Here is a 25,241-nt window from a genome sequence, read left to right as displayed (position 1 = left end):
CACGATCACACACTGATCGTGCTTCTCGCTCCGTCCACATCCTGATCCAGTCCGTATTTCTTGAGCTTGACATACAGCGTGCTCTTTGCGATGCCAAGATGCCTGGCCACTTGCGTCAGGTTGCCGTGGTCCGCTGCCAGCGTGGCGCGGATCGAAGCCAGTTCCGCGCCTTCGAGCTTGCCCCGGCCAGCATCCGCCGACAGCGGACGCGCGGCCAACGCCGGTGCGATCGCCTCCGGTAGCGCATCGAGTTGCAGCGCGGAGGCCGTGCCGGCCATCAGAAACATGCTTTCGATGGCGTTACGCAGTTCACGTACATTGCCCGGCCACGGGTGCTGCTCCAGCGCCTCGAGGACGTCCGCGCCGATGTCCTTGGCACCCATGCCATAACGCTCGGCGAACTGACGCAGAAAATGCGCTGCCAGCGCGGCGATATCACCACGCCGCTCGCGCAGCGGAGGAATGCGGATGCTGGTGACCGATACCCGATAAAAAAGATCCATCCGAAAACGCCCTTGCGTGACTTCTTCGTGCAGGTCGCGGTTGGTGGCCGAGATCAGCTTGAAGCTGATCTTTCTCGGCACCGTCTCACCGATGCGGTAGATCTCGCCTTCTTCGAGCACGCGCAAAAAATGCGGCTGCAACTCCAGTGGCATCTCCCCGATTTCATCGAGAAACAGCGTGCCACCATTGGCGGCTTCGATCTTGCCTGCCATGCCGCCACGACGCGATCCGGTGAACGCGCCCTCGGTATGGCCGAACAGTTCGCTGGCCAGCAAGTCCTTGGACAGACCACCGCAATTGAGCGCGACAAACGGCTGTGTGCCAGGGTGTCCGGCGCGGTGTATGCCTTGCGAAAAATTTTCCTTTCCAACGCCGGTCTCGCCCAGCAACAGCACCGGCACATTGGTTTTGGCCAGCAACCGTGCCTTGCTGATCGCGCGCAACAAGGGCGCGCTGTCACCAACGATGCCCGTGAAGTCCTGATGATGATCCGCCTCGGCGACGACCTTGGTGAACGCTGGCGACCGTGTTGACAATGGCCGGGCTGGCAACGCCGGTATCGTCAGTAAGGTACCGATCCGCTCACCGCCGACAACGACCGCTTCCAGCCAATCGTCGCGCAGCCAAGCCGGCGCCACCGCGCCCGCCGTCGATGAAAAAAGTCCCAGATTCAATGTCGCGATCGGGCCAGTGCTTTTCAAGTCGAACGCGATACCGCGTGCGAGCAAGGCTTGCGCAGCGCAGCCGTTGGCCTTGATCGGAAAGCCGCGCCGGTCGCAGATGATCACGCCGTCATGCAGGCTGGACATCTTTGCCATGCTGCGCTCGAGCAGATGGTAGCGCACGTCCATCTCCTGTTTGGCGAGTTGGCTTTCAATCCGTCCGGCAGTCGTCACCGCCAGCGCCAGGCAGTGGGGGCTGAAGGTCTTGCCCAGCCCGGAGACATCAATCGCGCCGAGGATACGGCCGTCGTAGGGATCGCGGATCACGGTTGCTGAACACGTCCAGTCCTTGATGCCTGCGCAAAAATGTTCGGACGCATGAATCTGCACCGGCTGGCCAACTGACAAGGCGGTGCCGATCGCATTGGTGCCGCAAATGGATTCATCCCAGCTGCTACCGGCGCTCAGGCGGATTTCTTCTGCGGCGCTCAGGGCGCGCGGGTCGCCTTCGACGCTCAGGATCATTCCTTGCGGATCGGTCAGGATCATGATGGTCCCGGTTTCTGCCAGCAGGTCGCGGGCCATCGCCATGACCTGTTGGCCGGCATTGAGCAATTCGCGGTGCTGCTGCTGCAAGCCGTCGAGCGCATCGGCTGACAGCGCGGCCGGTGCTTGCACCCGCGACGGATCGACCTTGACATCGAGGCAGCGACGCCAGGAGTCATCAATCAATCGTCGCAATGCATTGACCGGTGGCACGTGCCCGGTCAGAAAATCATTCCACGCCGCCATGATGCTGCGGTCGTTGGGCGGATTGAACAGGCGCTGTTTGTTCGGCATGGTCTTGTCTCCAGCTGGGGTTGCTGCCGTGCCGGTATGCTGCTCATTGAACCGGTCGCTGCATCGTTATTGTTATAGATTTTTTTTAGCATACACGCCTATTCCGGACGCCATCGTCCTACCGGCATTTTCATCCGGCCTGCAGGCGTCCGGAAACCGGACACCGACAGACCGACCGGCCGGAAATCGAACGGCCGATTCGTCCGTGAAGCATGTCGGATCGATGTGCATTTTTGCCTGCGCGCCATAGCAGAGCAACCGGTTTTTTCAGCGGTCTGGCCGGCACGGGCATGGTCCTTGCGGTGCATTGTCTACGCTGCACCGAGGCTGGTAGCAGCGTCTTGACATTCATCCATAGAGGAGACGCATATGCAAACGCAACATTCACCCGTACAGGTGATGGGCATCGATGCCGGCGGCACGATGACCGACACGTTTTTTGTCAGAGAAGATGGCTCATTCGTGGTCGGCAAAGCTCAAAGCAATCCCGGCGACGAATCCCAGGCCATCTATGAATCATCCGTCGACGCGCTGGCCGAATGGCAGCGCCAGGTCGACGATGTCTTCCCTGAATTACTCACCTGCGTCTATTCCGGCACCGCAATGCTGAACCGCGTCGTGCAGCGCAAAGGGCTCGATGTGGGGCTGATGTGCAACCGCGGTTTTGAAGACGTGCATTCGATGGGACGGGCCGCGCAAAGCTATCTCGGCTATGCACTGGAAGAACGCATCCATTTGAATTGCCACCATTACGATGAACCGCTGGTGCCGCTCTCGCGTACCCGTGGCGTGACCGAACGCACCGATGTCCAGGGCCAGGTCGTCATTGCGCTGCGTGAAGAAGAGGTGCGCGTGGCCAGTCGCGAGCTGGTGGCGCGCGGCTCGAAGGCGATCGTCATCAGCCTGCTGCAATCGCATAAAAATCCGCAGAGTGAATTGCGTGCTCGCGATATCTGCCGTGACGAACTGGTGAAGATGGGCGTCAATATCCCGGTCTTTGCGACCGCTGATTACTATCCGTCGCGCAAGGAAAGTCATCGCACCAACACCACCATCCTGGAAGCGTATGCGGCCGAGCCGTCGCGCGAGACCCTCAAGAAAGTCAGCGATCGCTTCAAGAAACACGGTGCCAAGTTCGATCTGCGCGTCATGGCAACCCATGGCGGCACCATCGGCTGGCGCGCCAAGGAACTGGCCCGCACCATCGTCTCGGGTCCAATCGGTGGCGTGGTCGGGTCCAAGTTCCTCGGGCAGAAACTGGGCTACGACAATATCGCCTGCAGCGATATCGGCGGCACCAGCTTTGACATGGCCATCATCACCAAAGGCAATTTTGCGATCCAGTCCGATCCGGACATGGCACGCCTGCTGCTGTCGCTACCGCTGGTGGCGATGGATTCGGTCGGGGCCGGGGCTGGCAGTTTCATTCGTATCGATCCGTACAGCAAAGCCATCAAGCTCGGCCCGGACAGCGCCGGTTACCGCGTCGGCATGTGCTGGCCCGAAAGTGGTCTCGATACCGTGTCGGTCTCGGATTGCCATGTCGTGCTGGGCTATCTGAATCCGGATAATTTTCTGGGCGGGGCGATCAAGCTCGACGTCGAGCGCGCCCGTAAATACATCAAGCTGCAGGTGGCTGACCCGCTCGGCCTCTCGGTCGAAGATGCCGCCGCCGGTGTCATCGAATTGCTCGACCTGAATTTGCGCGAATACATGCGCTCGGTGATCAGTGCCAAGGGATACAGCCCGCAGGACTTTGTCTGCTTTTCTTACGGTGGTGCCGGTCCGGTGCATACCTACGGCTACACCGAAGGATTGGGCTTCAAGGATGTCATCGTGCCGGCCTGGGCAGCGGGATTTTCGGCCTTCGGTTGCGCCTGCGCCGAATACGAATACCGCTACGACAAGAGTGTCGATATCAGCATCGGCCCGAAGGCCACCGATGCCGACAAAATCCAGGCATGCGAGACATTGACCGAAGCGTGGAACGAACTGGCCAGCAAGGTCGTCGAGCAATTCGTCCTCAACGGCTTCAAGCCGGAAGAGGTGCTGCTGCTGCCCGGTTACCGGATGCAGTTCATGGGCCAGTTGAATGACCTCGAAATCAATTCGCCAGTGACCAGCGCCACCACCGTCGCCGACTGGGAAAAAATGATCCAGGTATTCGACGACACCTATGCCCGCACCTACGCAGCCTCGGCCAGTTCGCCGGAACTCGGCTTCGGTGTGACCGGCGCGATCATGCGCGGCAGCGTGGTTTCTTCCAAACCGGAATTGCCGGAAGAAGCCGATGCCGGTCCGGTGCCCTCGCCGGAAGCGCGCATCGGCAGCCGCCCTTTTTATCGCCACAAGAAATGGGAAGACGCGCAAATCTGGTCGATGGAAGCGCTCAAGGCCGGCAACCGCGTGGTCGGCCCGGCGATTGTCGAGTCACCGTCGACGACATTTATCGTGCCGCTGGGCTTTGAAACCTGGTGCGATACGCACCGCTTGTTTCACCTCAAGGAAGTTAAAAAAGGAGACCGTTCATGAACAAGATGTCCGCCAAAGAAATGGGCATGCCCGATTTACTGGGCAATGGCAAAACCCTCAAGCAGCACCGCGATGCGATGCTCGCACGCACCAAAGAGACCGGCTTTTATAACGGACTGGAAACCCTGGCCTTCAAGGAAGCCGACCCGATCACGTACGAAAAGCTGTTTTCAAGAATCCGCGGTGGCTTGGTCCATGCCCGCGAAACCGCCAAGAAAATCGCCGCCTCGCCGATCGTCGAGCAGGAAGGCGAGCTCTGCTTCACGCTCTACAATGCCGCCGGCGATTGCATCCTGACGTCGACCGGCATCATCATCCACGTCGGTACCATGGGCGCAGCGATCAAGTACATGATCGAAAATGCCTGGGAAGTCAATCCGGGCGTCAACCCCGGCGACATGTTCACCAACAACGATTGTTCGATCGGGAATGTGCATCCGTGTGACATCGCCACCATCGTGCCGATTTTCTGGGAAGGCAATCTGGTCGGCTGGGTCGGCGGCGTCACGCACGTGATTGATCTGGGCGCCATGACGCCGGGATCGATGTCGAGTGGTCAGGTCTCGCGCTTCGGTGACGGCTTGCAGATCACTTGCCGCAAGACTGGCGCGAACGATGTGCCGCTGCGGGATTGGCTGCACGAAAGCCAGCGCAACGTACGCACGCCCAAGTACTGGATTCTGGATGAACGTACCCGGATCGCCGGTTGCCACATGGTGCGCAAGCTGGTCGAAGAAGTGCTCGCGGTCGAAGGGGTCGACAACTACCTCAAGTTTGCCGATGAAATCATCGAGGAAGGCCGGCGCGGTTTGCAGTTGCGGCTCAAGGCCATGACGGTTCCTGGCGTCTACCGCCGGGTATCTTTTGTTGACGTGCCGTATGACCATCCGGACATGAGCCTCGCTTCCGAGTTCGGCAAGCTCAACAGCATCATGCATGCGCCGTGTGAAATGACCATCCGTCCCGATGCCAGCTGGAAGCTCAATTTTGAAGGGGCCAGTCGCTGGGGCTGGCATGCCTACAACGCCAACCATGTCGCGTTCACCAGCGGCATCTGGGTCATGCTCACGCAGACACTGGTGCCGACCGCGCGCATCAATGACGGGGCTTACTACGCGACCCAATTCAAGATCCCCAAAGGCACGTGGATGAATCCGGATGACCGCCGTACCGCGCATGCCAACGCCTGGCATTTCCTGGTCTCGGCCTGGAGCGGCGTCTGGCGCGGCATGAGCCAGTCCTACTTTGCACGCGGCTATCTGGAAGAAGTCAATGCCGGCAATGCCAATGCCTGCAACTGGCTGCAAGGCGGCGGCATCAATCAGGATGGCGAAGTACATGCGGTCAACAGCTTCGAGACCGCGGCCTGCGGCACCGGTGCCTGCGCCGTCAAGGATGGCTTGAATCACAATGCGGCGGTGTGGAATCCCGAAGGCGACATGGGCGACATCGAGATCTGGGAACTGGCCGAGCCGATGCTGTACCTGGGACGCAATGTCAAATCCAACTCCGGCGGCTACGGCAAGTTTCGCGGTGGTTGCGGCTTCGAGACCCTGCGCATGGTCTGGAAGGCGCAGGACTGGACCATGTTTTTCTCGGGCAATGGCTACATGAACAGCGACTGGGGTTTGATGGGCGGCTATCCGTCGGCCACCGGCTACCGTTTTCAGGCACACAAGACCGACCTCGAAGCACGCATCCGCGACGGCCTGTCACTGCCGCTGGGCGCCGACCGCAATCCGGCCGACGCGCAGTACGAGAAACACCTCGGTGCCGATGCCAAGATCAAGCGGGACAAGCAATGCACCACGACCGAAGCCATCTTCGAGAACCATGATCTCTATCTGAACTACCTGCGCGGCGGCCCGGGTTTTGGCGATCCGCTTGATCGTGACTGCGCCAATGTGGAAACCGATCTCAACAGCCGCTTCGTGCTGCCCGAGTTCGCAGAAAAGGTCTACGGCGTGGTGATCGCACAGGACAGCGACGGCATCTGGAGCGTCGATGTCGCCGGTACGACGGCACGTCGACAGCAAGTGCGCAAGGAACGCATTGCCAGAGCGATGCCGACCAGGGACTGGATGAAACAGGAGCGTGAACGCATCGTCACCAAGACAGCATCGGTTCAGGTGCGTCACATGTTTGCAACCAGTTTTGATCTGAGCGCCAAGTTCAAGGAAGAGTTCAAGACCTTCTGGAACTTGCCGGCCGATTGGGACTTGCCCGAGTCCGAGCTGGGCGTGCCTTCATTCGGTTCCAAGCACCGGATGGACCTGTCCAAATTGCCGGACGTCCGCACGGTCGTGCTGGTCGAAGAATAATGGTTTGACGTAGTCAATAACTGCTTGCACGCCGGACCCGGAGACCATCCCGGTCCGGTCAGCTTCCCACACTGGAGATGAATAATGTCTGTCTACACACAAGAACAAGTGAACTACCTGGTCGAAGGCAAACTGGACTGGGACACCACGATGCGCATGCTGTCGATGCCCAAGGACGACGACCGCTTTCGCATGTATCTCAATACGCTGCAAGCGAAGCTGCCGTGGGATGACAAGATCATCCTGCCGATCAGCCTGCATCTATACATCGCCCAGAACAAGACCACCAAACAGTGGGTCACCAAATGCAGTTGCGGCCACGAATTCGGCGACTACCGCAACAACTGGAAGCTCGAAGCGCTGGTGTATGTGCGCGACACACAGGAAGCAATGGAACAAGTCTATCCGGCGTTGATGGCCCCAGACACCACCTGGCAGGTGTATCGCGAATACTACTGCCCCACCTGCGGCACCATGCACGACGTCGAAGCCCCGACACCGTGGTACCCGGTGATCCATGAATTTGAACCAGACATCGAAGCTTTCTACAACGACTGGGTCCACTTGCCCTTGCCGGAAAAAGCGAACTGAGCTGATTGGCAGCTCGTGCGACAACCGCTTCGCACGAGCACAAAAAACCAGACCCACCCACCGCATATCTTAGGGTGCCACGCCAGGTAGTCGACATTGCGCAAGTGTCCGGCGCGAGCGGGCGCAAAAAACTCCACCCACCCACCCTACGCGACCGGCCTTTGCCGATTGATGAGTTCGAGGCATCTTGCCTCGGACACCAGGACTGCCTCGCCATCACAATCCGAGGTAAGCCTTCTTGATCTCGTCGTTGTTGAGCAAGTCTCTGCCACTTCCCTGCATGACAATGCGGCCGGTCTGGATCACGTAGCCGTAGTCGGCAATGGCCAGCGCCTTGTGCAGACTTTGCTCGACCAGCAAGACAGACACTCCTTGAGAATTGACCATCTGTATCGTATCAAGCACCTTGGTGACGAACTTCGGGGCGATACCCCACGAGGGCTCGTCGAGCAGTAGGAGTTTCGGCCTGGCCATCAGACCGCGACCAATTGCCAGCATTTGCTGCTCGCCTCCGCTCATGGTGCCGGCCAACTGGCTGCGCCGTTCCTTCAGAATGGGAAACAACGTGTACATGCGGTCTATCGATTCCCGGACTTCATGCGCGTCCTGGCGCGTGTAGGCTCCCAACTCCAGATTGCGCTGTACTGTCAGCCGCGCAAAAATGCGTCTTCCCTCCGGCACAAGTGACAACCCAAGCGGTACCCGCAAATGCGCCGGAGTATTTTGCACTTCTTCCTTGTTGAATGTGATCGTGCCTTTGTCAACCGCATTCAATCCGGCGATCGCACGCAAGGTCGTCGATTTGCCGTTGCCGTTACCACCAACCAGCGCCACTAATTTGCCGGAACCGACATCGATATCAACCTTCGAAATCGCCAGCACCTTGTCGTAACTGACCCGCAGATTTCTGACTTGCAACATTATTCTACTCCCAGGTAAGCAGCAATGACTTGCGGGTTAGTCGATATCGCCTGCGGTGTGCCATCAGCAATTTTTTTTCCGTAATCGAGCACGATGATGGCATTGGCAATCGGCATGATGCCTTCGAGGACGTGCTCGACAATCAGGCACGAAATGCCGCGCTGGCGGATTTTCAGTACTACCTCGACAGTCTCCTTGACCTCGGTCGGATTCAGGCCGGCCATGACTTCATCCATCAGCAATAACTTGGGACTGACCGCCAGTGCGCGCGCGACCGCAAGCCGACGCTGTTCGCTAATGGTCATGCTGCCAGCTGGCTTGTCCTTGAACTTGCCCAGGTTGACGAACTCCAGCAAGTCATTGGCCACCTGCCGCGCCGTGGCAACATGTTTGTTTTTCAGGAAAGCGCCGACCATGACGTTCTCCTGCGCACTCATGCTGGTGAAGGTGCGTGCGACCTGAAAGGTGCGGGCAATCCCGGCATGCGCGCACTGCTCCGGCGACAGACCGGAAATCTTTTCGTCGTTCAGATAAATTTCGCCGGCGCTAGGCGGAAAATAACCGGCGATGCAATTGAACATCGTGGTCTTGCCTGCCCCGTTGGGCCCGATCAAGCCAACGATTTCGCCGGCATTGAGTGAAAACGACACATCCTGATTAGCCACGATGCCACCGAAATGTTTGCTGACGTTTTTGACGCTGAGCAAGCTCATTGATGTTCTCCTCGTGCAACCTGTGACTTCACTGCCTGCCGTCTCGCCAGCCAGTTCTTGAACGAGCCGAGCAGGCCGTTCGGGTAATAGACCGCCACCACGATAATTAGCGCTGCGTAAATAATCAGGTCGGTTCCTCGTCCTGTGCCGCCAAAAATCGCCCGCGTCCCTTCATCGATCATGGTCAGGATGCCGGCACCAAGTACTGGTCCGAACAGCGTACCGATCCCGCCCAATATGGCAACCAGCGCCATCTTGATCGACAGGCCCGTGCCGAGTACCGAAGCCGGATCAATGTAGAGCTCTTTTTGCGCGTAGAAACTGCCACCGAGCGCCGTAAAAAAACTGCTGATCGCAAAGGCCATCAGTTTGTATTGGCGCAGGTTGACGCCGAGGCTGCGCGCCGCATCCGGTTCATCCTTGATCGCCCGAAAGTAGTAGCCCAGGTAGCTGCGTTCGATCAGCAGGTTGGCCAGCAAGGTCAACACCAGCAAACCCAGCGCGATGTAGTAGTACGGCACTTTGGACGAGAACACGAATGCAGCCCAGCCCTGCTGGTCCATCGGGATCGTCAGGCCGACGGCTCCGCCAGCGAACTCCCAGTTGGTGAACAGGATCTGGATGATCTCCGCCACCGCGATGGTCGCCATCGCAAAATAATGTCCCTTCAAGCGAAAACATGACCAGCCAATGACGATACTGATGAGTGCCGCCAGAACACCGCCGGCAATCATCGCCAGCCAGGGATTGATGCCGAGCTTCGCAAACAGCAACGTCGACGTGTAGGCACCGAACCCGTAAAAAGCCGCTTGTCCCAGCGACACCTGACCCGCATAGCCGCCAACAATATTCCACGCGACACCCATCTGCGCCGCCATCAGGATCAGGATCGCAATATTCTGATGCGACGGACTCGCGACAAACAGCGGCACAAACAGGGCCACGACCAGCAACACCAGTATCAGCAGCGTGCCGAGACCAGCGGTCTTGCGCGGAGGCGACCGCAGCCGCTCCACCGATTGGGAAATGACAGCGTTATTACTCATGACAATCCTCTCGAATAGAATAAAAGATCACGCCTTGCCCATCAGTCCTTGCGGACGGAACATCAGGACGGCCAGAAAAAGCGCCAGGACAATCGCTATTTTGTATTGCGGTCCGAGCAGGAAGCCACCCATCACTTCGATCACGCCGACCAGGATGCCTGCGATCAACGCACCGACGATGCTGCCAAAACCTCCGAGGTTGACCACCACGAAAGCGATGAGAATAAAGTTCGCACCAACGTCCGGAAAAATCGGAAAAAACGTCGACAGCAAGCCACCCGCAACACCCGCACAGGCAGCACCGATACCCCACGCCAGCGCAAACATTTTTTGTGAGTCAATCCCCATCAACCGTGCTGCTTCCTTGTCCGCAGCAGTCGCTTCCAGTGCGGCACCGAGCCGGGTTTTGGTGATGAACAGATAGACGCCCAGCGTGACGAGGATGGCCCCTGCGCCTGCAGTCAGTTGCGGTGTACCAACCTGAATCCCGGCCAGAGAAAAATTGCCGCTAACCAGTGACTTTTCGACGGTGCGAAAATCCGGCTTCCACAAGAATTGGGCAATCCCGCGAAACAGCAACATCAAGCCAAAGGTCGTGAATAGTTGCGACACCATCGGTGCGTTCGCGATCTTGCTGATCACGAGTTTGTAGATCACGACACCGAGCGCAAACAGGAACAGTGCTGTCAGCGGCAACGTGAAGAGTGGATCGAGTGCGTACAGCGAAAACATCCAGAAACTGGAATACATGCCAAACATCAGGAATTCTCCGTGCGAGAAATTAATGATGTCCATCACTCCGAAAATCATGGTCAGGCCAATTGCCACCAGTGCATAGATCAGGCCGATCAGCAAACCCGACACCAGCGTCTGTACAAGTATTTCAGACATACCTTCCCCTTCGATGGGACCAGTTAATCAATCCTTAGCGTAAAAAAATATCCCGCCACCCAGAAGGCTGACGGGATGTCGCAGGGCGTTACTTTCGCTGGTCCCATTTCGGCATAGGCCATACGACATCACGGGTGGCCAGATCGAACGGCCAGATCGTGTTGTACTTGCCATCGATGATCTGCACGAGAATGCCGGAGCCGTAAATGTTCTGGCCCTTGTCATCGAACTTGATGCCCTTCCACGGCATGATGATCTTGTTGCCGGGGATATCGGTTTGCGTCAACGCTTTACGGATCGCCTCCGGCTCGGTCGAGCCAGCACGGTTGATCGCGTCGGCCAGCGTCATCAAGCCGGTAAAAGTACGGGAGGAATTGCCGGTGAAGTTGATCTTGTTTCGCTCCAAAAACAGATCATTGACCTGCTTGATCAACGGATTTTTCCTGGCCAGGTCGAGTGCCCAGACATCACGTGTAATGACGTAATCGGCATCCTTGCCCAGCGTCCGGATGAACTCGGTGTCGGTAAATCCAGCGTTATTGGCAAGAATCATGTCCGGTGAAAAATCCAGTTCCTTGTAGGTTTTCATCGCCATGATCGCGTCCCCCAGGTACGACGACTGCATCACCACCTGGGGTGCGGCAGCCTTGAGCAATTGCACTTCGGACGTCAGTTGCGTGCTCTTGGCCGGATACGCAATCGTCTTGCTCAGGTCATAGCCTCGCTCACCAGCGAGCTTGACTTCCAGCTTGGTGGTTTCATTGCCCCACAACGTGTTTTCATTGAATGCCGCCAGTTTCTTGACCTTGATGTCTTTTTTGGCTTCCAGTTCCTTGAAGAAATCGAAGAAGTTGTGCACGAACAAATCATCATGTGCAGTGGTGCGGAAGAACCACTTGAAGTTGCGCTGTGTCAGTGACGCCGATGACGATTCAGGATTAACAAACGGAATCTTGTAGCGCTCGGCAACCTGGCTTGACGTTGCCGTGACGTTGCTGAAATAGGCGCCGACGATGGCGACGACTTTTTCCTGCGTGATCAGGCGCTCGGTTTCGGTTGCGCCAACCTGCGGATTGCCCTGATGGTCGGCAAATACCAGTTTGATTTTCGCCCCCTTGAGATTGGGCAAGCCACCCCCGGCAGAAAACGGTAGCAAAGGAACGGACTTGGCACCGTTGTTGATGATATCGGCGGCCAGTTCCAGCGCGCTTTTCATTTCGGCACCGGACGACGCAGCCGCACCGGTGAGCGGATAAATGACGCCGATCCGGACTTCTTGCTGGGCATAGGCCGATACACTAAGTGCCATCGCTGCCCCCGCCTGCATGAGGCGAGTGAACATGGTTTTGATAAACATGGTGAGATGCTCCTCTTGGTAGTGCTGCTAATCAGATATGCCCGCCATGAACATGAACATGAAAATGAGCATGATCATGAACATGAGCAGGATGGATTCGATGCGTTAAGAAACCAGCCAGTCCGAAGAAGACCATCGGCGGTACGTTTAGGTGAACGACACGCGTTGTCTCTTGCCATGAAAAAACGGGGCGTCCGCTTTTGGCGAAGGCAAGCCGTCCATTTCATCCATTCTGGTAATGCAATTTGTGACTGCGCTCTCGATGTCACCGACGATTTTTTGCCGATGACTGTCGATGAAACCTGCAAATAAAAAGTGAAACTGATCCGGCCATTTTTATTTTAAAAACTTTTTGTCGATGTTTTGCTGGCAAATTATATTACTATTCAATTACAAGACAACTAGAAGATTACAAATTATTCACGATCGACACGGCAATTCAATCTCCATTTTTCAGGAAGGAAACATACGTGATGGACCAAAACAACAGCACCACCGGCACGCGGGATCAACGATGGCAGTTCTGGATTGACCGCGGCGGCACCTTTACCGATATCGTCGCAAGACAACCGAACGGCACACTGCTTACCCACAAACTTCTATCGGAAAACCCGGAGCAATATCCTGATGCTGCCGTTGCAGGTATCAAACTGCTGCTGGGAATGACTTCGGATGCTGTCATTTCGCCACAACTTGTTGGCGCAGTAAAAATGGGAACCACGGTGGCGACCAATGCTCTGCTGGAACGCAAAGGTGATCCGACCGCCTTGCTGATCACGCGAGGATTTCGCGATGCACTGCGCATTGCGTATCAAAACCGCCCTCGCCTGTTTGACCGGCATATCGTTTTGCCGGAACTGCTGTATCAGCCGGTCATCGAGATCGATGAGCGCGTCAGTGCGCAGGGTGAGGTCATCACGCCGCTCGATATCGCGCAGGCAGAACACGATCTGCAGCAACTGTTTGCCAGCGGAATCCGCTCGGTTGCCATCGTGCTGATGCATGGCTACCGCTACACGCAGCATGAAGCGACACTGGCCCGCCTTGCCGAGACGGCTGGCTTCACGCAAATCTCGGTGTCGCACCAGGTTAGTCCGCTGATGAAACTGGTCTCGCGTGGCGATACGACGGTGGTCGATGCGTATCTGTCGCCTATCCTGCGGCGTTATGTCGACCAGGTTGCAGGCCAGATGAATGGCGTACGGTTACTGTTCATGCAAAGCAATGGCGGGCTGACCGATGCACACCGGTTCCAGGGCAAGGATTCGATCCTGTCGGGACCGGCAGGCGGCATCGTCGGCATGGTCGGCACCGCCAAGACCGCCGGTTTCGACAAGATCATTGGCTTTGATATGGGCGGCACCTCGACGGACGTGTCGCACTACGCCGGCGAGTTTGAACGCGAATTTGAAACCCAGGTGGCCGGTGTGCGCATGCGGGCACCGATGATGAGCATTCACACGGTGGCTGCGGGTGGCGGATCCATCCTGCATTTCGATGGCTCGCGTTATCGGGTTGGTCCCGACAGCGCCGGGGCCAATCCGGGGCCGGCCAGTTACCGGCGCGGCGGCCCCCTCGCGGTGACCGACTGCAATGTGATGGTCGGAAAAATCCAGCCAAATTATTTTCCGGCGGTGTTCGGTCCGCACGCCAATGCGCCGCTCGACCGCGCCGCCGTCGTACAAAAATTTACCGAGATGGCCGATCTCATTTTCAGCAAGACAGGCAATCGCCGCACTCCCGAAGAAGTGGCCGAAGGCTTCATCGACATCGCGGTCGGCAACATGGCCAATGCCATCAAATTCATTTCCGTGCAGCGCGGTCATGACGTCACCGACTACACACTGAGCACATTCGGCGGTGCGGGTGGCCAGCATGCCTGCCTGGTCGCCGACGCGCTTGGCATGACACGGGTCTTTGCCCACCCGTTTGCCGGGGTCTTGTCGGCCTACGGAATGGGACTGGCTGACCAGACGGCCATGCGCGAGCAAGCGATGGAGTTGCCTCTGTCGGCCTCCATCACCGAAACCGTCGAAGCGAAACTGCACCTGCTGGCACAGTCGGGTCGCGATGACCTGCTCGCGCAAGGGGTCGCCGCCGAACGCATACAGGTCATTGAGCGCATCCACCTGCGCTATGACGGGACCGACTCGGTCATCATCGTGCCGTACGCCGGGATTGACGACATGATTGCGCAATTCAACAGCGCCTATCAGCAGCGTTACTCGTTCCTGATGCCCGGCAAACAACTGGTTATCGAAGCCATTTCAGTCGAAGCGATTGGCAAATCGCAAGAGGGCATCGAACTGATCGAACAGTTGCCGCAACGTGCCGGCAAGTTAATGGCGCGCGACACGGTGCGGGTATTCTCAGCGGGAGCCTGGCATGAAACCGGTTTGTACTTGCGCGAAGACATGCGTCCCGGCGACGTCGTTCGCGGGCCGGCCATCATCGCTGAAAAAAATGCGACCAACGTCGTCGAACCGGGCTGGGTGGCCGAAGTCACCCCCTTGAATCACCTGGTCATGAACCGCGTGCAAGAACGGGTTCAGCGCAAGGCGATCGGCACGAGTGCCGATCCGGTCATGCTCGAAGTATTCAATAACCTGTTCATGAGCATTGCCGAACAGATGGGCTTGCGGCTGCAAAACACCGCGTTCTCGGTCAACATCAAGGAGCGACTGGACTTTTCGTGCGCCCTGTTCGACGCCGACGGCAACCTGATTGCAAACGCACCACATATTCCAGTCCACCTTGGATCGATGGGCGAGAGCATCAAGACCATCATGCGCGAGAACGCGGGCAAGATGCGCCGGGGCGATGTGTTCATGCTCAATGATCCGTATCACGGCGGCACGCATTTGCCCGACATCACCGTCATCACGCCCGCCTTCGATGCCGCCGGTGAACGCATCCTGTTCTATGTCGGCTCGCGCGGCCACCATGCCGATATTGGCGGCATCACGCCGGGATCGATGCCGGCCAACAGCAAGGTGGTCGAAGAAGAAGGCGTGCTGATCAACAATTTCCAGCTGGTGCGTCACGGCCAGTTCCTCGAAGCCGAGACCATCACCCTGCTCGGATCGGGCCGCTATCCGGCGCGCAATATCCCGCAAAACATCGCCGATCTGCAAGCCCAGATCGCGGCCAACCAGAAAGGCGTGGACGAACTGCTGAAGATGGTCGCGCACTTCGGACTCGGCGTCGTGCAGGCCTACATGCAGCATGTCCAGGACAATGCCGAGGAAGCAGTAAGGCGCGTCATCACGGCACTGAAGGATTCGAGCACTACCTACCGGCTCGACAATGGCGCAGTCATCCAGGTCGCGATCCGGGTTGATCAGGCCACACGCAGCGCCGACATTGATTTCACCGGCACCTCGCCACAACTCGACAACAACTTCAATGCACCCAGCGCGATCTGCATGGCCGCCGTGCTGTATGTGTTCCGCACGCTGACCGACGATGACATCCCGCTCAATGCCGGTTGTCTCAAGCCGCTCAATGTCATCATCCCGGCGGGCTCCATGCTCAACCCGCATTATCCGGCGGCGGTGGTGTCGGGTAACGTCGAAACCTCCAGTTGCATCACCAATGCCTTGTATGGCGCACTCGGCGTGCTGGCCTCGTCCCCGGGAACGATGAACAACTTCACGTTCGGCAATGACGAGCACCAGTATTACGAGACCATCGCCGGTGGTTCGGGTGCCGGCAACGGTTTCGATGGTACCGATGTCGTGCAGACCCACATGACCAACTCGCGCCTGACCGATCCGGAAATTCTCGAGTGGCGCTATCCGGTGCGACTTGAAAGCTATGAAATCCGGCCCCATTCAGGCGGCATCGGCAAATGGCACGGCGGCAATGGCGGGACGCGCAAAATCCGCTTTCTGGAAAAAATGAGTGCGTCCATCCTGTCGAATAATCGCCTTGTTGCACCGTTCGGCGCGGGCGGTGGTGGTGACGGTGAGTGCGGAAAAAACTACGTAATGCGGTGCGATGGCAGCACCGAAGAACTGGGCTTTGTTGCCAGTACCGAGATGGAACCCGGTGACGTATTCGTCATTGAAACGCCGGGTGGCGGGGGATTTGGCAAGGCCGATTGACCGGCGTCGCCAATTGAAAACCGCTCGTTCCTGGCGAGGGCGAGCGGTTTTTTTTGAGTGGCAGAGGACTTGGCGTGCATGGTGCACCGCTACCGGTCGCACGCAACCGGCAACTCTCGCGACATGCAAGAGAAAAAATCAACCTCAAATCTCGACCTGCGTCCCCAATTCAATCACGCGATTGCTCGGAATCCGGTAATAGTCTGCCGCATCACGCGCATTGCGCGACATCGTCGCAAACAGTCTTTCGCGCCATAGCGCCATGCCGCCATTACCCACCGTCGGAATCACGGTCTGACGAGAAATGAAGAACGAGGTTTCCATCATGTCGAGTTCGACGCCAAGATGCTGGCAAGCCTGCAGCGCAGCAGGAATGTCGCGGTCGTCCTTGAAGCCGTAACTGACATTGACCTGATAACAATCATGACCCAACGGCTGCACCACGACCCGTTCCGCTTCCGGTACGCGCGGGATGTGACGATTATGGATAGTCAGGAACAACACCTGTTCGTGCAGTACCTTGTTGTGAGCCAGATTGTGCAGCATCGCGTGCGGTACGCCATCGCCTTCACCGCGCAGAAAAATGGCGGTGCCGGGTACCCGCGTTGGCGGACTCATGAACAGGGAGATCAGGAACTGTTCTAGCGGAATCGCGTGCTTCAGCAGATTATCAAACACCAACTGCCGACCACGCTTCCAGGTCATCATGGTCGTGAACATGATTGCCCCGAGCACCAGCGGAAACCAGCCGCCATGCGCAACCTTGAGCAAGTTGGCCGAGAAGAACGCGCTGTCAATAACAAAGAAAAATCCGGTCGCCAAAATGCAGATCCAGAAATTGTAGCGCCATGCATAGCGCACGACGAAGAAGGTCAGGATGGTGGTCGTCGTCATCGTCGCCGTCACTGCAATGCCGTACGCCGCAGCGAGGTTAGTCGAGGAACCGAAACCGACCACGGCCAGGATGACCACCACCAGCTGTATCCAGTTGGCGGTCGGAATGTAAATCTGGCCAATCTCACGCTCGGACGTATGGTCAACCCGCATGCGCGGCAAGAACCCCAGCGAGATCGCTTGCTGGGTCATCGAGAACGTACCGGAAATGGTCGCTTGCGACGCGATCACGGTGGCCATCGTTGACAGGATAACCAGCGGATAAATACTCCAGGCACCTAGCTGGCTGTAGAACGGATTGGTAATCATCTCCGGATTCGCCAGCAGCAAGCCGCCCTGCCCGAGATAATTCAGCGCCAGTGCCGGAAAGACGATCAGCGCCCAGGCCAGCCGGATCGGCCGTCGACCAAAGTGCCCCATGTCGGCATACAGCGCTTCGGCACCGGTGAACGCCAGCACGATCGCACCCAGCGCAATGAACGCCATCCAGGGATTGCCGACCAGGAAGGCCAGCGCATACATCGGATTGAGTGCCAGCAAGACCTGCGGTACCCGGGCGATATTGATCACACCCATCGTCGCCAGCGCCGCAAACCAGACCAGCATCACGATACCAAACCACTTGCCGATGCCGGCCGAACCCTTGTATTGCACCAGGTACAGTGCGACCAGCACGACCACGGTCAACGGCACCACATAGGCCTTGAACGCCGGCGTAGCCAGCTCCAGTCCTTCAAATGCCGACAACACCGAGATGGCCGGAGTAATGACGCTATCGCCATAAAACAGTGCCGCACCCAGCAAGCCGACAATCGTCAACGGGCGGTACCAGGCCGACTTGTTGGTGACCGATGACAAGGCCAGCGCCATCAGTGCCATGATGCCGCCCTCGCCACGGTTGTCGGCGCGCAGGATCAATGTCACGTACTTGAGCGAAACGATGATGGTCAGGCCCCAGACGATCAGCGATACGATGCCGAACAGATTGGCGTGGTTGAGTGGCACACCGTGACTGCCGGAAAATACTTCTTTCAGTGCATACAGGGGACTGGTGCCGATGTCGCCGTAGACGACGCCAATAGCGCCCAGTGTCAGGCCAGCGAGATTTTTGGAAGAGGTCGAGGTCGTCATTGAGAGCCGGTAACGTTATTCGGGACGGTGTACATCCATTCGGGATGCGAATCGTAGCACTGTTCGGCCAGCATTTTGATAACAGAATCAGCGACCCGCAACAGCCCGTCACCTTTTCGCTATTACCGTGCGATCGCCCTGCAAATACGATCCCTATCCTTTGGCAAACAGCGCTCTCCCGAACGCTGCTGCCGGATTGCGCACCGACTCGCGCGTCATGGGAACGACAGTGTCACTCCCGGACGCGCTTTGACTGCTGCGACTATTTCGCGCCCATCAGCATTGCCGGCAATTCAGTGGCGATGCCCGGGAACACGCATAGCAGGATCACGGCGACAAACATCAGGCCAACGAACGGCATCACGCCGACGATCACATCCTTGAGCGGAATATCCGGTGCGATATTCTTGATGACGAAAATATTCAACCCAACCGGCGGATGAATCAGTCCCATTTCCATCACGATGGTCATCACGACGCCAAACCAGATCAAGTCGAAACCGGCAGCTTTCAGCGGCGGCAAGATGATCGGTGCGGTCATCAGGATGATCGAGACCGGTGGCAGGAAAAAGCCGAACACAATCACCATCAGCAAGATCACCGACAGCAGCACCCACTTCGACAAAGCCATCGCCACCACCCATTGCGCCGCTGACTGACTGATGTGCAGATAACTCATCACATACGAGTACAGCAGCGACATGCCGATGATAAGCAGCAGCATCGACGATTCCTTGATGGTCGAACTGAGGATGGGCGCGAGGTCGCGCGGCTTCCAGATGCCGTAGACAATCGCGATCAGCACCAGTGCCAGCATCGCACCGAGACCGGCGGTCTCGGACGGCGTTGCATATCCACCGTACAGCGCCACCATCACACCCAGCAACAGCACGATGAACGGCAACACGCGCGGTAGCATTTCGACTTTTTGTGCCAGCGTGAAATGTTCGACTTCGAGGTAAGCCGACGCCGTACCATTATTCAGAAAGGCGGCATGGGCAAGCCGGTATTCCTTGCGTGCACGATAGACCGCATAACCCGAGAACAGCCCGACCAGCAACACGCCCGGTCCGATCCCGGCGAGGAATAACCGGCCCAGCGATTGCTCGGCGGCGACCGCGTACAAGATCATCGTGATCGACGGTGGCAACAGAATACCCAGCGTGCCACCGGCGGCGATGATGCCGGCGGCAAAGCCGGGCGAGTAACCGCGCCGGCGCATTTCCGGAATCCCGGCCGAGCCGATGGCCGAACAGGTCGCTGGCGACGAACCGGCCATCGCGGCAAACAGCGCGCAGGCAAACACGTTGGCAATTCCCAGTCCGCCCGGCACCTTGTGCAGCCAGGTGTGGATGGCCGAATACAGGTCTTTACCGGCAGGTGATTTGCCGATCGCCGCCCCCTTCAGAATGAACAGCGGAATCGACAGCAACGTGATCGACGCCATCTCTTCATAGACGTTTTGCGTGACCGTATCGAGCGACGATGCCGGCATGAAAAAATACATGAAGCTCACTGCCACAATACCCAGCGCAAACGCAATCGGCATTCCGGAAAACATCACGACCAGCGTGGCCACGCCATACATCAGGCCCAGGGTTAATTCACTCATGCTGCGCTCCGCTTGTCCGATTTATTGGTGATACGCACCAGTACCTGCATTGCAATTTGTACCGACAACAAGCTCATGCCAAACGCCATCATCCCGTACGGAATCCACAACGGTGGTGCAAAGGTCGAACTGGTCGTGAAGCCCTCGGTGTAAGCTTCATGAAACAGCGACCACGACTTCCACGAAAAGAACACACAGAACAGCAGTGACAGCACATCGACAAACATCATCCGCGCCGCATTGACGCGTGGCGACAGGATGGACGCCAAGGCTTCGATGCCGATGTGACCGCGCAGCGCTTGCACATACGCGCAACAAAAGAACGTGACACCAACCAGCATGAAGACCGACGCTTCATCCTGCCAGTCGGTCGGCAACTTGAAAAAATAGCGCGACACCACCGAATACGTCAGCACCAGCGCAGTGAGGATCAACGCCCCCATCGACAGCATCAGCAAACCCTGATTGAACGCATCGAGCGCCTTCGACAGCTTTGCCACCAACGGATGATCGGGAATTGCCGGCCCTTTCGCCGGCTCCAGTTCAAAGCCGTGACTCACAGAGTTTTCTCCGCCAGCTTGAGCAGATTGGCGCAATTGGCATTGCGCTCGGCGTAATCTTTCCAGGCGGTCGTGCGGGCGATGTTTTGCCATTTCTTGACCGTGGCCTCGCTCAGGTCCACCACCTTTGCGCCGGCTTTCTGATAGACCGCAGCCACCAGCGAATCATCGGCTTGCGCCGACTTGCGCGCCAGCGTTTCCAGCTCGCCACCGACGGCCATGATGATGGCTTGCTGGTCCTTGCTCAACTTGTCGAAAACAACTTTCGACATCATCAGCGGTTCAAACATGAACCAGTAAGCCTTGCCGCGACCGGTGGTCAGGCTCTTCGAGACTTCTTCGAGGCGAAACGAAATCAGCGAAGTCGAGGAGGTCAGTGCGGCGTCCATCGCGCCGGTCTGCATCGCAGCGTAAATTTCATTCGACGGCAGCGACACCACGGCCGCGCCAGCTGCTTTGAGGATCAGGTCCATCTCGCGCGAACCGCCACGGATTTTCAGGCCTTTTGCATCTTCCGGTTCAATGATCGGGATCGTGCGGGAAGCGACGCCACCGGCTTGCCAGATCCAGCTGACGACGACAATGCCTTTGTCGAGCAACAGGCGATTGAGTTCGCGGCCGACTTCGGCATTTTTCCAACCGTAGCCTTGCTCGTAGGAAGTCACCAGACCTGGCATCAGGCCGATATTGACTTCCGGCATTTCACCACCGGCATACGACAGCGGCACCAGCGACAGGTCAAGCGCCCCCTTGCGCATCGACGAAAACTGCGCATTGGTTTTCATCAATGACGAACCCGGGTAGATCTCGAATTTCAGGCTGCCCTTGCTGCGCTTCTCGACTTCGGTCGCGAACTGGCGGCACAGGCGATCACGGAAATCACCTTCGGTGGCAGTACCACCAGGAAACTGATGTGAAATTTTGAAAACCGTGGTTTGCGCCCAGGCGGAAGGGATGGAAAATAAAGGGCTGGCCGCGATTGCGCCCAGTAATGTTCTGCGCGTACTTGAAAACATGATGTCTCCTCAATGGGATGGTGAGTGCCTATGTTGGCGATGACTACTCTTTTGATGCATACAAGAATATATTTATCGTATGCAATGTCAAGAAAAAACTGCCGTATACTCGTTGGTAGTCAAACCATGTCATGGTGAAATTATCAAAACTATCAACAATTCAGCCAAATATTGCAATTTGTGTTTGCCCGAAGTCTGCCAAAAATTACCCCGCACGGCAATACGGTACAACCACCATCAATGGCCCAAATGCGCGCGCGGCAGCAATCTTTCTGTGCGGTGCCAACCATGACGACGCTGACCACAGGCCTGACCCTGTTCAGCGTGGCGATGCTGGCCGGTGGCATCAATGCGGTCGCCGGCGGCGGTTCGTTCCTGACCTTCCCGGCCCTGCTGCTGACCGGCATGCCCGGGATCGCCGCCAATGCCACCAACAACACGGCAATGTGGCTGGGCACGGCAGCCAGTGCGCATGGTTATCGCGAAGAATTGCGCCAGACCAGCGCAGTCAATTTGCGTCTGGTGGTGTCGAGCGGACTGGGCAGCATCATCGGCGCGCTGCTGGTGCTGTGGACGCCGGAAGTCGCCTTCAACAAGGCGGTGCCGTTCCTGCTGCTGGCGGCGACCTTGCTGTTCATCCTCGGACCCATGCTGTCACGCCGTCACGGCGCGCAACCGGACGTGATGATCCTGCCGCGCTGGGCCATGCCGGCACAATTTTTTCTGGGGATTTACGGTGGCTATTTCGGGGCCGGCGTCGGCATTGCGACACTGGCCTTGCTCGGGCAAATCGGCTTTACCCGTATCCATCAGATGAATGGACTGAAGACCTTGCTGACCTCCTGCATGAACGGCATCGCAGTGATCCCGTTTGCGATTGCCGGCGCCATCGTCTGGCACTGGGCGCTGGTGATGTGCGGCGGCGCGGTCATCGGCGGTTATATCGGCGCACGACTGGCGCGCAAGGCATCGCCTCGGGTGATCCGGTCCATCGTCATCGTCGTGGCGGTCGGCATGACAGCCTATTTTTTCTGGAAGACGTATTTTCAACTTTAACCATTAATTTAAAAAGACTTTCGATAAGAATTTAAAAACAACTTAAATGGCAAATTCAGTAAACTAATAAATTATTTGTTTAATTCATTTCTTGAAGGTAAAGTGCTGATCGTCACTCACTTTCGGAATTGCCATGTCCGTCTCCTCTGCCCGTTTTGCTTTGCGCACCACTTTTCAATTGACTGTTTTGCTGGGAGCGATGGTACTTACCGGCTGCGCAAGCATCACGCCGGTGGCACTGTCCAGCGCCGACCTGAAGCAGCAAGCCGAAGCCGATCGCGCCACCGCCCGGCGCGACGTGCCACCGATCACTGCCGCACTGAGCCTCGAAGAAGCCATTGCCCGCGCCCTCAAGTACAACCTCGAGCGCCGCGCACGGATGATGGAAGAGGCGCTGGCGCTGAACACGTTTGAAGCCGGCAAGTTCGACATGCTGCCCAAACTGGTGGCTTCGGCCGGTTATCGCAGCCGTAATCAGGACCTGGTCACCCGCTCGATCGATTCGGTCACCGGTGCCCCGTCGCTGGCCAATCCGGCCATCTCGAGCGAACGCAATCACAGCAATGCCGACCTTGGCCTGACCTGGAGCCTGCTCGATTTTGGCCTCAGCTACTACGGCGCGCAGCAAAATGCCGACCGCATCCTGATCGCTACCGAACGCAGACGCAAGGCCATGCACATCCTGATCCAGGATGTCCGTACCGCGTTCTGGCGCACTGCCAGCGCCCAGAAACTCCGCGGCGATATCACCGCTACGATCACGCTGGCCGAATCGGCACTGGTCGATTCGCGTCAGGCGGAAAGCGAACGACTGCGCTCGCCAATCGATGCGCTGCGCTTCCAGCGCCAGTTGCTTGACAACCTGCGTCAGCTCGAAGCGATCGATCAGGAACTGTCGACTGCCCGCATTGATCTGGCCGGCCTGATCAATGCACCGCTCGACAGCGAACTCACTGTCATCGAACCGACCGACCTGATGAATCAACAGATGTTGAGCTGGTCCGTCACCGCGATGGAAGACACTGCGCTGGCCCAGAACGCCGATCTGCGCGAACAAAACTACAACGTGCGCATTGCCAGCATCGAGACGCGCAAGACGCTGGTGCGGCTGTTCCCGAACCTGAGCTTCAATGACTCGCTGCGCTACGACTCCGACAAGTACATGATCAACAACCACTGGAATGAAGCCGGTCTGCAGTTGTCGTTCAACCTGTTCAACCTGTTCAGTGCACCGGCACAAATGCGGCTGGCCGAAGCCGGCATCGCGCTGGCCGACCAGCGTCGTGTGACCACACAAATGGCGGTGCTCACGCAGATGCACGTAGCCCGCTTGCAGTACGCCAGCGCGGTGCGCCAGTACCAGCGTGCCGACACGATCTGGAGCGTCGACGACCGCATCAAGCAGCATGTCGCCAACCGCGCCAGCGTGCAAACCCAGAGCAAGCTCGACGCCGTCTCGAACGACACCGCCGCCATCCTCAGCCAGCTGCGCCGCTATCAGACGCTGGCGCAATTGAATGCCGCCGCCAGCCGCCTGCAAGCCACGCTCGGCATGGAACCGGCCATCGGTGATGTGCAGACCACGCCGCTAGCGCAACTCACCGGCGAAGTCGGTGCCGCACTCAAGCAGTGGTCCGATGGCGAACTGGCCGGAACCGCAAAGCCATGACCGCGCGCCACATCGTGGTGGCGCTGGCTGCACTCGCAACGACGATGGCGCAATCAGCCGATGCACCGCGCAGTCCGGCAGCCGTGATGGCGCAAGCCGCGCCGGTCAAGGCAGCACCCTTGGCGGTTGCCGTCAAGCCAGCGCCGGAGCAGCAGGAAATCCGCGCGCAACTGACACCGCACCGCTTCACCTCGCTGGCCGCAGAAATCGGTGCCAAGATCAATCGCCTGCCGGTGCAGGATGGCGGCCGCTTCAAGGCCGGCCAGCAACTGATCACCTTCGATTGCTCGCTGCAACAGGCGCAACTGAACAAGGCCAAAGCCGCGCTCGCTGCCGCCGATCAAAGCTGGGTCGCCAACAAGCGGCTAGCCGAACTCAATTCGATCGGCAAGGTCGAGCTGAATCTGTCCGAAGCCGAAGTCCTGAAAAACCGCGCCGATGTCGCCTACATGCAAACCATGCTCGGCAAGTGCAGCATCAGTGCGCCGTTTTCCGGCCGCGTAGCCGAGCGCAAGGTGCAGGAGCAGCAATACGTCCAGCCCGGCCAGGCCATCATGGACATCATCGACGACAGCGTGCTGGAGATCGAATTCCTGGTGCCCAGCAAATGGCTGGCGTGGATCAAGCCCGGCACGGCGTTTCAGGTCAGCATCGACGAAACCCGCAAGAGCTATCCGGCCAGGGTGCAGCGTGTCGGTGCGCGGGTCGATCCGGTCAGCCAGTCGGTCAAACTGGTCGCGGCCATCGACGGCCAATTCCCGGAACTGATCACCGGCATGAGCGGACGGGTCGCGCTGACGCCGCCGGCCGGCAAGTGAG

Annotated in this window: 17 protein-coding genes; 7 read left to right on the top strand and 10 right to left on the bottom strand. The window is 58.0% G+C overall.

The features are described 5' to 3' along the window. Positions 1 to 5: 5 nt before the first annotated feature. Positions 6 to 2,006 (bottom strand): sigma-54-dependent Fis family transcriptional regulator, encoded by a 2,001-nt coding sequence (locus QN370_RS12465; protein ID WP_322127761.1) that lies wholly within the window; start codon positions 2,004 to 2,006, stop codon positions 6 to 8. Positions 2,007 to 2,375: 369 nt separating this feature from the next. On the opposite strand from QN370_RS12465, the gene QN370_RS12460 reads away from it, so the two are divergent. The 3 genes from QN370_RS12460 (at position 2,376) to QN370_RS12450 (ending at position 7,450) form a co-directional block, all read left to right on the top strand. Further along, entirely contained in the window at positions 2,376 to 4,538 is a 2,163-nt protein-coding gene (locus QN370_RS12460; protein ID WP_322127762.1) for a hydantoinase/oxoprolinase family protein, read from the top strand. Continuing rightward, positions 4,535 to 6,859, top strand: a complete 2,325-nt coding sequence (locus QN370_RS12455) for a hydantoinase B/oxoprolinase family protein (protein ID WP_322127763.1) — start codon at positions 4,535 to 4,537, stop codon at positions 6,857 to 6,859. Before QN370_RS12460 ends, QN370_RS12455 begins: the two co-directional genes overlap by 4 nt. Before the next feature lie 84 nt (positions 6,860 to 6,943). Further along, positions 6,944 to 7,450 (top strand): acetone carboxylase subunit gamma, encoded by a 507-nt coding sequence (locus QN370_RS12450; protein ID WP_322127764.1) that lies wholly within the window; start codon positions 6,944 to 6,946, stop codon positions 7,448 to 7,450. A 216-nt stretch (positions 7,451 to 7,666) separates the two neighbouring features. Here QN370_RS12450 and QN370_RS12445 read toward each other — a convergent pair whose 3' ends face one another. The 5 genes from QN370_RS12445 to QN370_RS12425 form a co-directional block, all read right to left on the bottom strand. Then, positions 7,667 to 8,371, bottom strand: a complete 705-nt coding sequence (locus QN370_RS12445) for an ABC transporter ATP-binding protein (protein ID WP_322127765.1) — start codon at positions 8,369 to 8,371, stop codon at positions 7,667 to 7,669. Then, positions 8,371 to 9,084, bottom strand: coding sequence for an ABC transporter ATP-binding protein (locus QN370_RS12440; protein WP_322127766.1), 714 nt, complete (start codon positions 9,082 to 9,084; stop codon positions 8,371 to 8,373). Before QN370_RS12440 ends, QN370_RS12445 begins: the two co-directional genes overlap by 1 nt. Further along, on the bottom strand, positions 9,081 to 10,130 hold the full coding sequence (locus QN370_RS12435) for a branched-chain amino acid ABC transporter permease (protein ID WP_322127767.1): 1,050 nt from the start codon (positions 10,128 to 10,130) through the stop codon (positions 9,081 to 9,083). Before QN370_RS12435 ends, QN370_RS12440 begins: the two co-directional genes overlap by 4 nt. 27 nt (positions 10,131 to 10,157) lie before the next feature. After that, positions 10,158 to 11,021 carry a branched-chain amino acid ABC transporter permease gene (locus tag QN370_RS12430; protein ID WP_322127768.1) on the bottom strand — a complete coding sequence of 288 codons (864 nt, stop codon included), beginning with the start codon at positions 11,019 to 11,021 and terminating at the stop codon, positions 10,158 to 10,160. Positions 11,022 to 11,109: 88 nt separating this feature from the next. Beyond that, positions 11,110 to 12,378, bottom strand: a complete 1,269-nt coding sequence (locus tag QN370_RS12425; protein ID WP_322127769.1) for an ABC transporter substrate-binding protein — start codon at positions 12,376 to 12,378, stop codon at positions 11,110 to 11,112. A gap of 473 nt (positions 12,379 to 12,851) precedes the next feature. On the opposite strand from QN370_RS12425, the gene QN370_RS12420 reads away from it, so the two are divergent. Then, positions 12,852 to 16,484, top strand: a complete 3,633-nt coding sequence (locus QN370_RS12420) for a hydantoinase B/oxoprolinase family protein (RefSeq protein ID WP_322129149.1) — start codon at positions 12,852 to 12,854, stop codon at positions 16,482 to 16,484. Between the two features lie 144 nt (positions 16,485 to 16,628). Here QN370_RS12420 and QN370_RS12415 read toward each other — a convergent pair whose 3' ends face one another. The 4 genes from QN370_RS12415 to dctP form a co-directional block, all read right to left on the bottom strand. Next, positions 16,629 to 18,509 (bottom strand): potassium transporter Kup, encoded by a 1,881-nt coding sequence (locus QN370_RS12415; protein WP_322127770.1) that lies wholly within the window; start codon positions 18,507 to 18,509, stop codon positions 16,629 to 16,631. Positions 18,510 to 18,771: 262 nt separating this feature from the next. Beyond that, positions 18,772 to 20,121: a TRAP transporter large permease gene (locus QN370_RS12410; RefSeq protein WP_322127771.1), complete on the bottom strand. Its 1,350-nt coding sequence runs from the start codon at positions 20,119 to 20,121 to the stop codon at positions 18,772 to 18,774. Further along, positions 20,118 to 20,681, bottom strand: coding sequence for a TRAP transporter small permease (locus QN370_RS12405; RefSeq protein ID WP_322127772.1), 564 nt, complete (start codon positions 20,679 to 20,681; stop codon positions 20,118 to 20,120). The genes QN370_RS12410 and QN370_RS12405 overlap by 4 nt, the downstream gene beginning before the upstream one ends. Next, on the bottom strand, positions 20,678 to 21,697 hold the full coding sequence (gene dctP / locus QN370_RS12400; protein ID WP_322127773.1) for a TRAP transporter substrate-binding protein DctP: 1,020 nt from the start codon (positions 21,695 to 21,697) through the stop codon (positions 20,678 to 20,680). Before dctP ends, QN370_RS12405 begins: the two co-directional genes overlap by 4 nt. Positions 21,698 to 21,985: 288 nt before the next feature. On the opposite strand from dctP, the gene QN370_RS12395 reads away from it, so the two are divergent. The 3 genes from QN370_RS12395 (at position 21,986) to QN370_RS12385 (ending at position 25,240) form a co-directional block, all read left to right on the top strand. Beyond that, positions 21,986 to 22,753 (top strand): sulfite exporter TauE/SafE family protein, encoded by a 768-nt coding sequence (locus QN370_RS12395; protein ID WP_322127774.1) that lies wholly within the window; start codon positions 21,986 to 21,988, stop codon positions 22,751 to 22,753. A gap of 133 nt (positions 22,754 to 22,886) precedes the next feature. Further along, complete coding sequence (locus QN370_RS12390; RefSeq protein ID WP_322127775.1) at positions 22,887 to 24,422, top strand: TolC family protein; 1,536 nt, start codon at positions 22,887 to 22,889, stop codon at positions 24,420 to 24,422. Next, positions 24,419 to 25,240: an efflux RND transporter periplasmic adaptor subunit gene (locus QN370_RS12385; RefSeq protein ID WP_322127776.1), complete on the top strand. Its 822-nt coding sequence runs from the start codon at positions 24,419 to 24,421 to the stop codon at positions 25,238 to 25,240. The genes QN370_RS12390 and QN370_RS12385 overlap by 4 nt, the downstream gene beginning before the upstream one ends. Position 25,241: the final 1 nt, after the last annotated feature.

This window comes from Actimicrobium sp. CCI2.3 (assembly GCF_035019065.1).
Classification (GTDB): Bacteria; Pseudomonadota; Gammaproteobacteria; order Burkholderiales; family Burkholderiaceae_D; genus Actimicrobium.
Note: the sequence above shows the minus strand (reverse complement) of the source record. Positions and strands in the feature narration are given on the sequence as shown.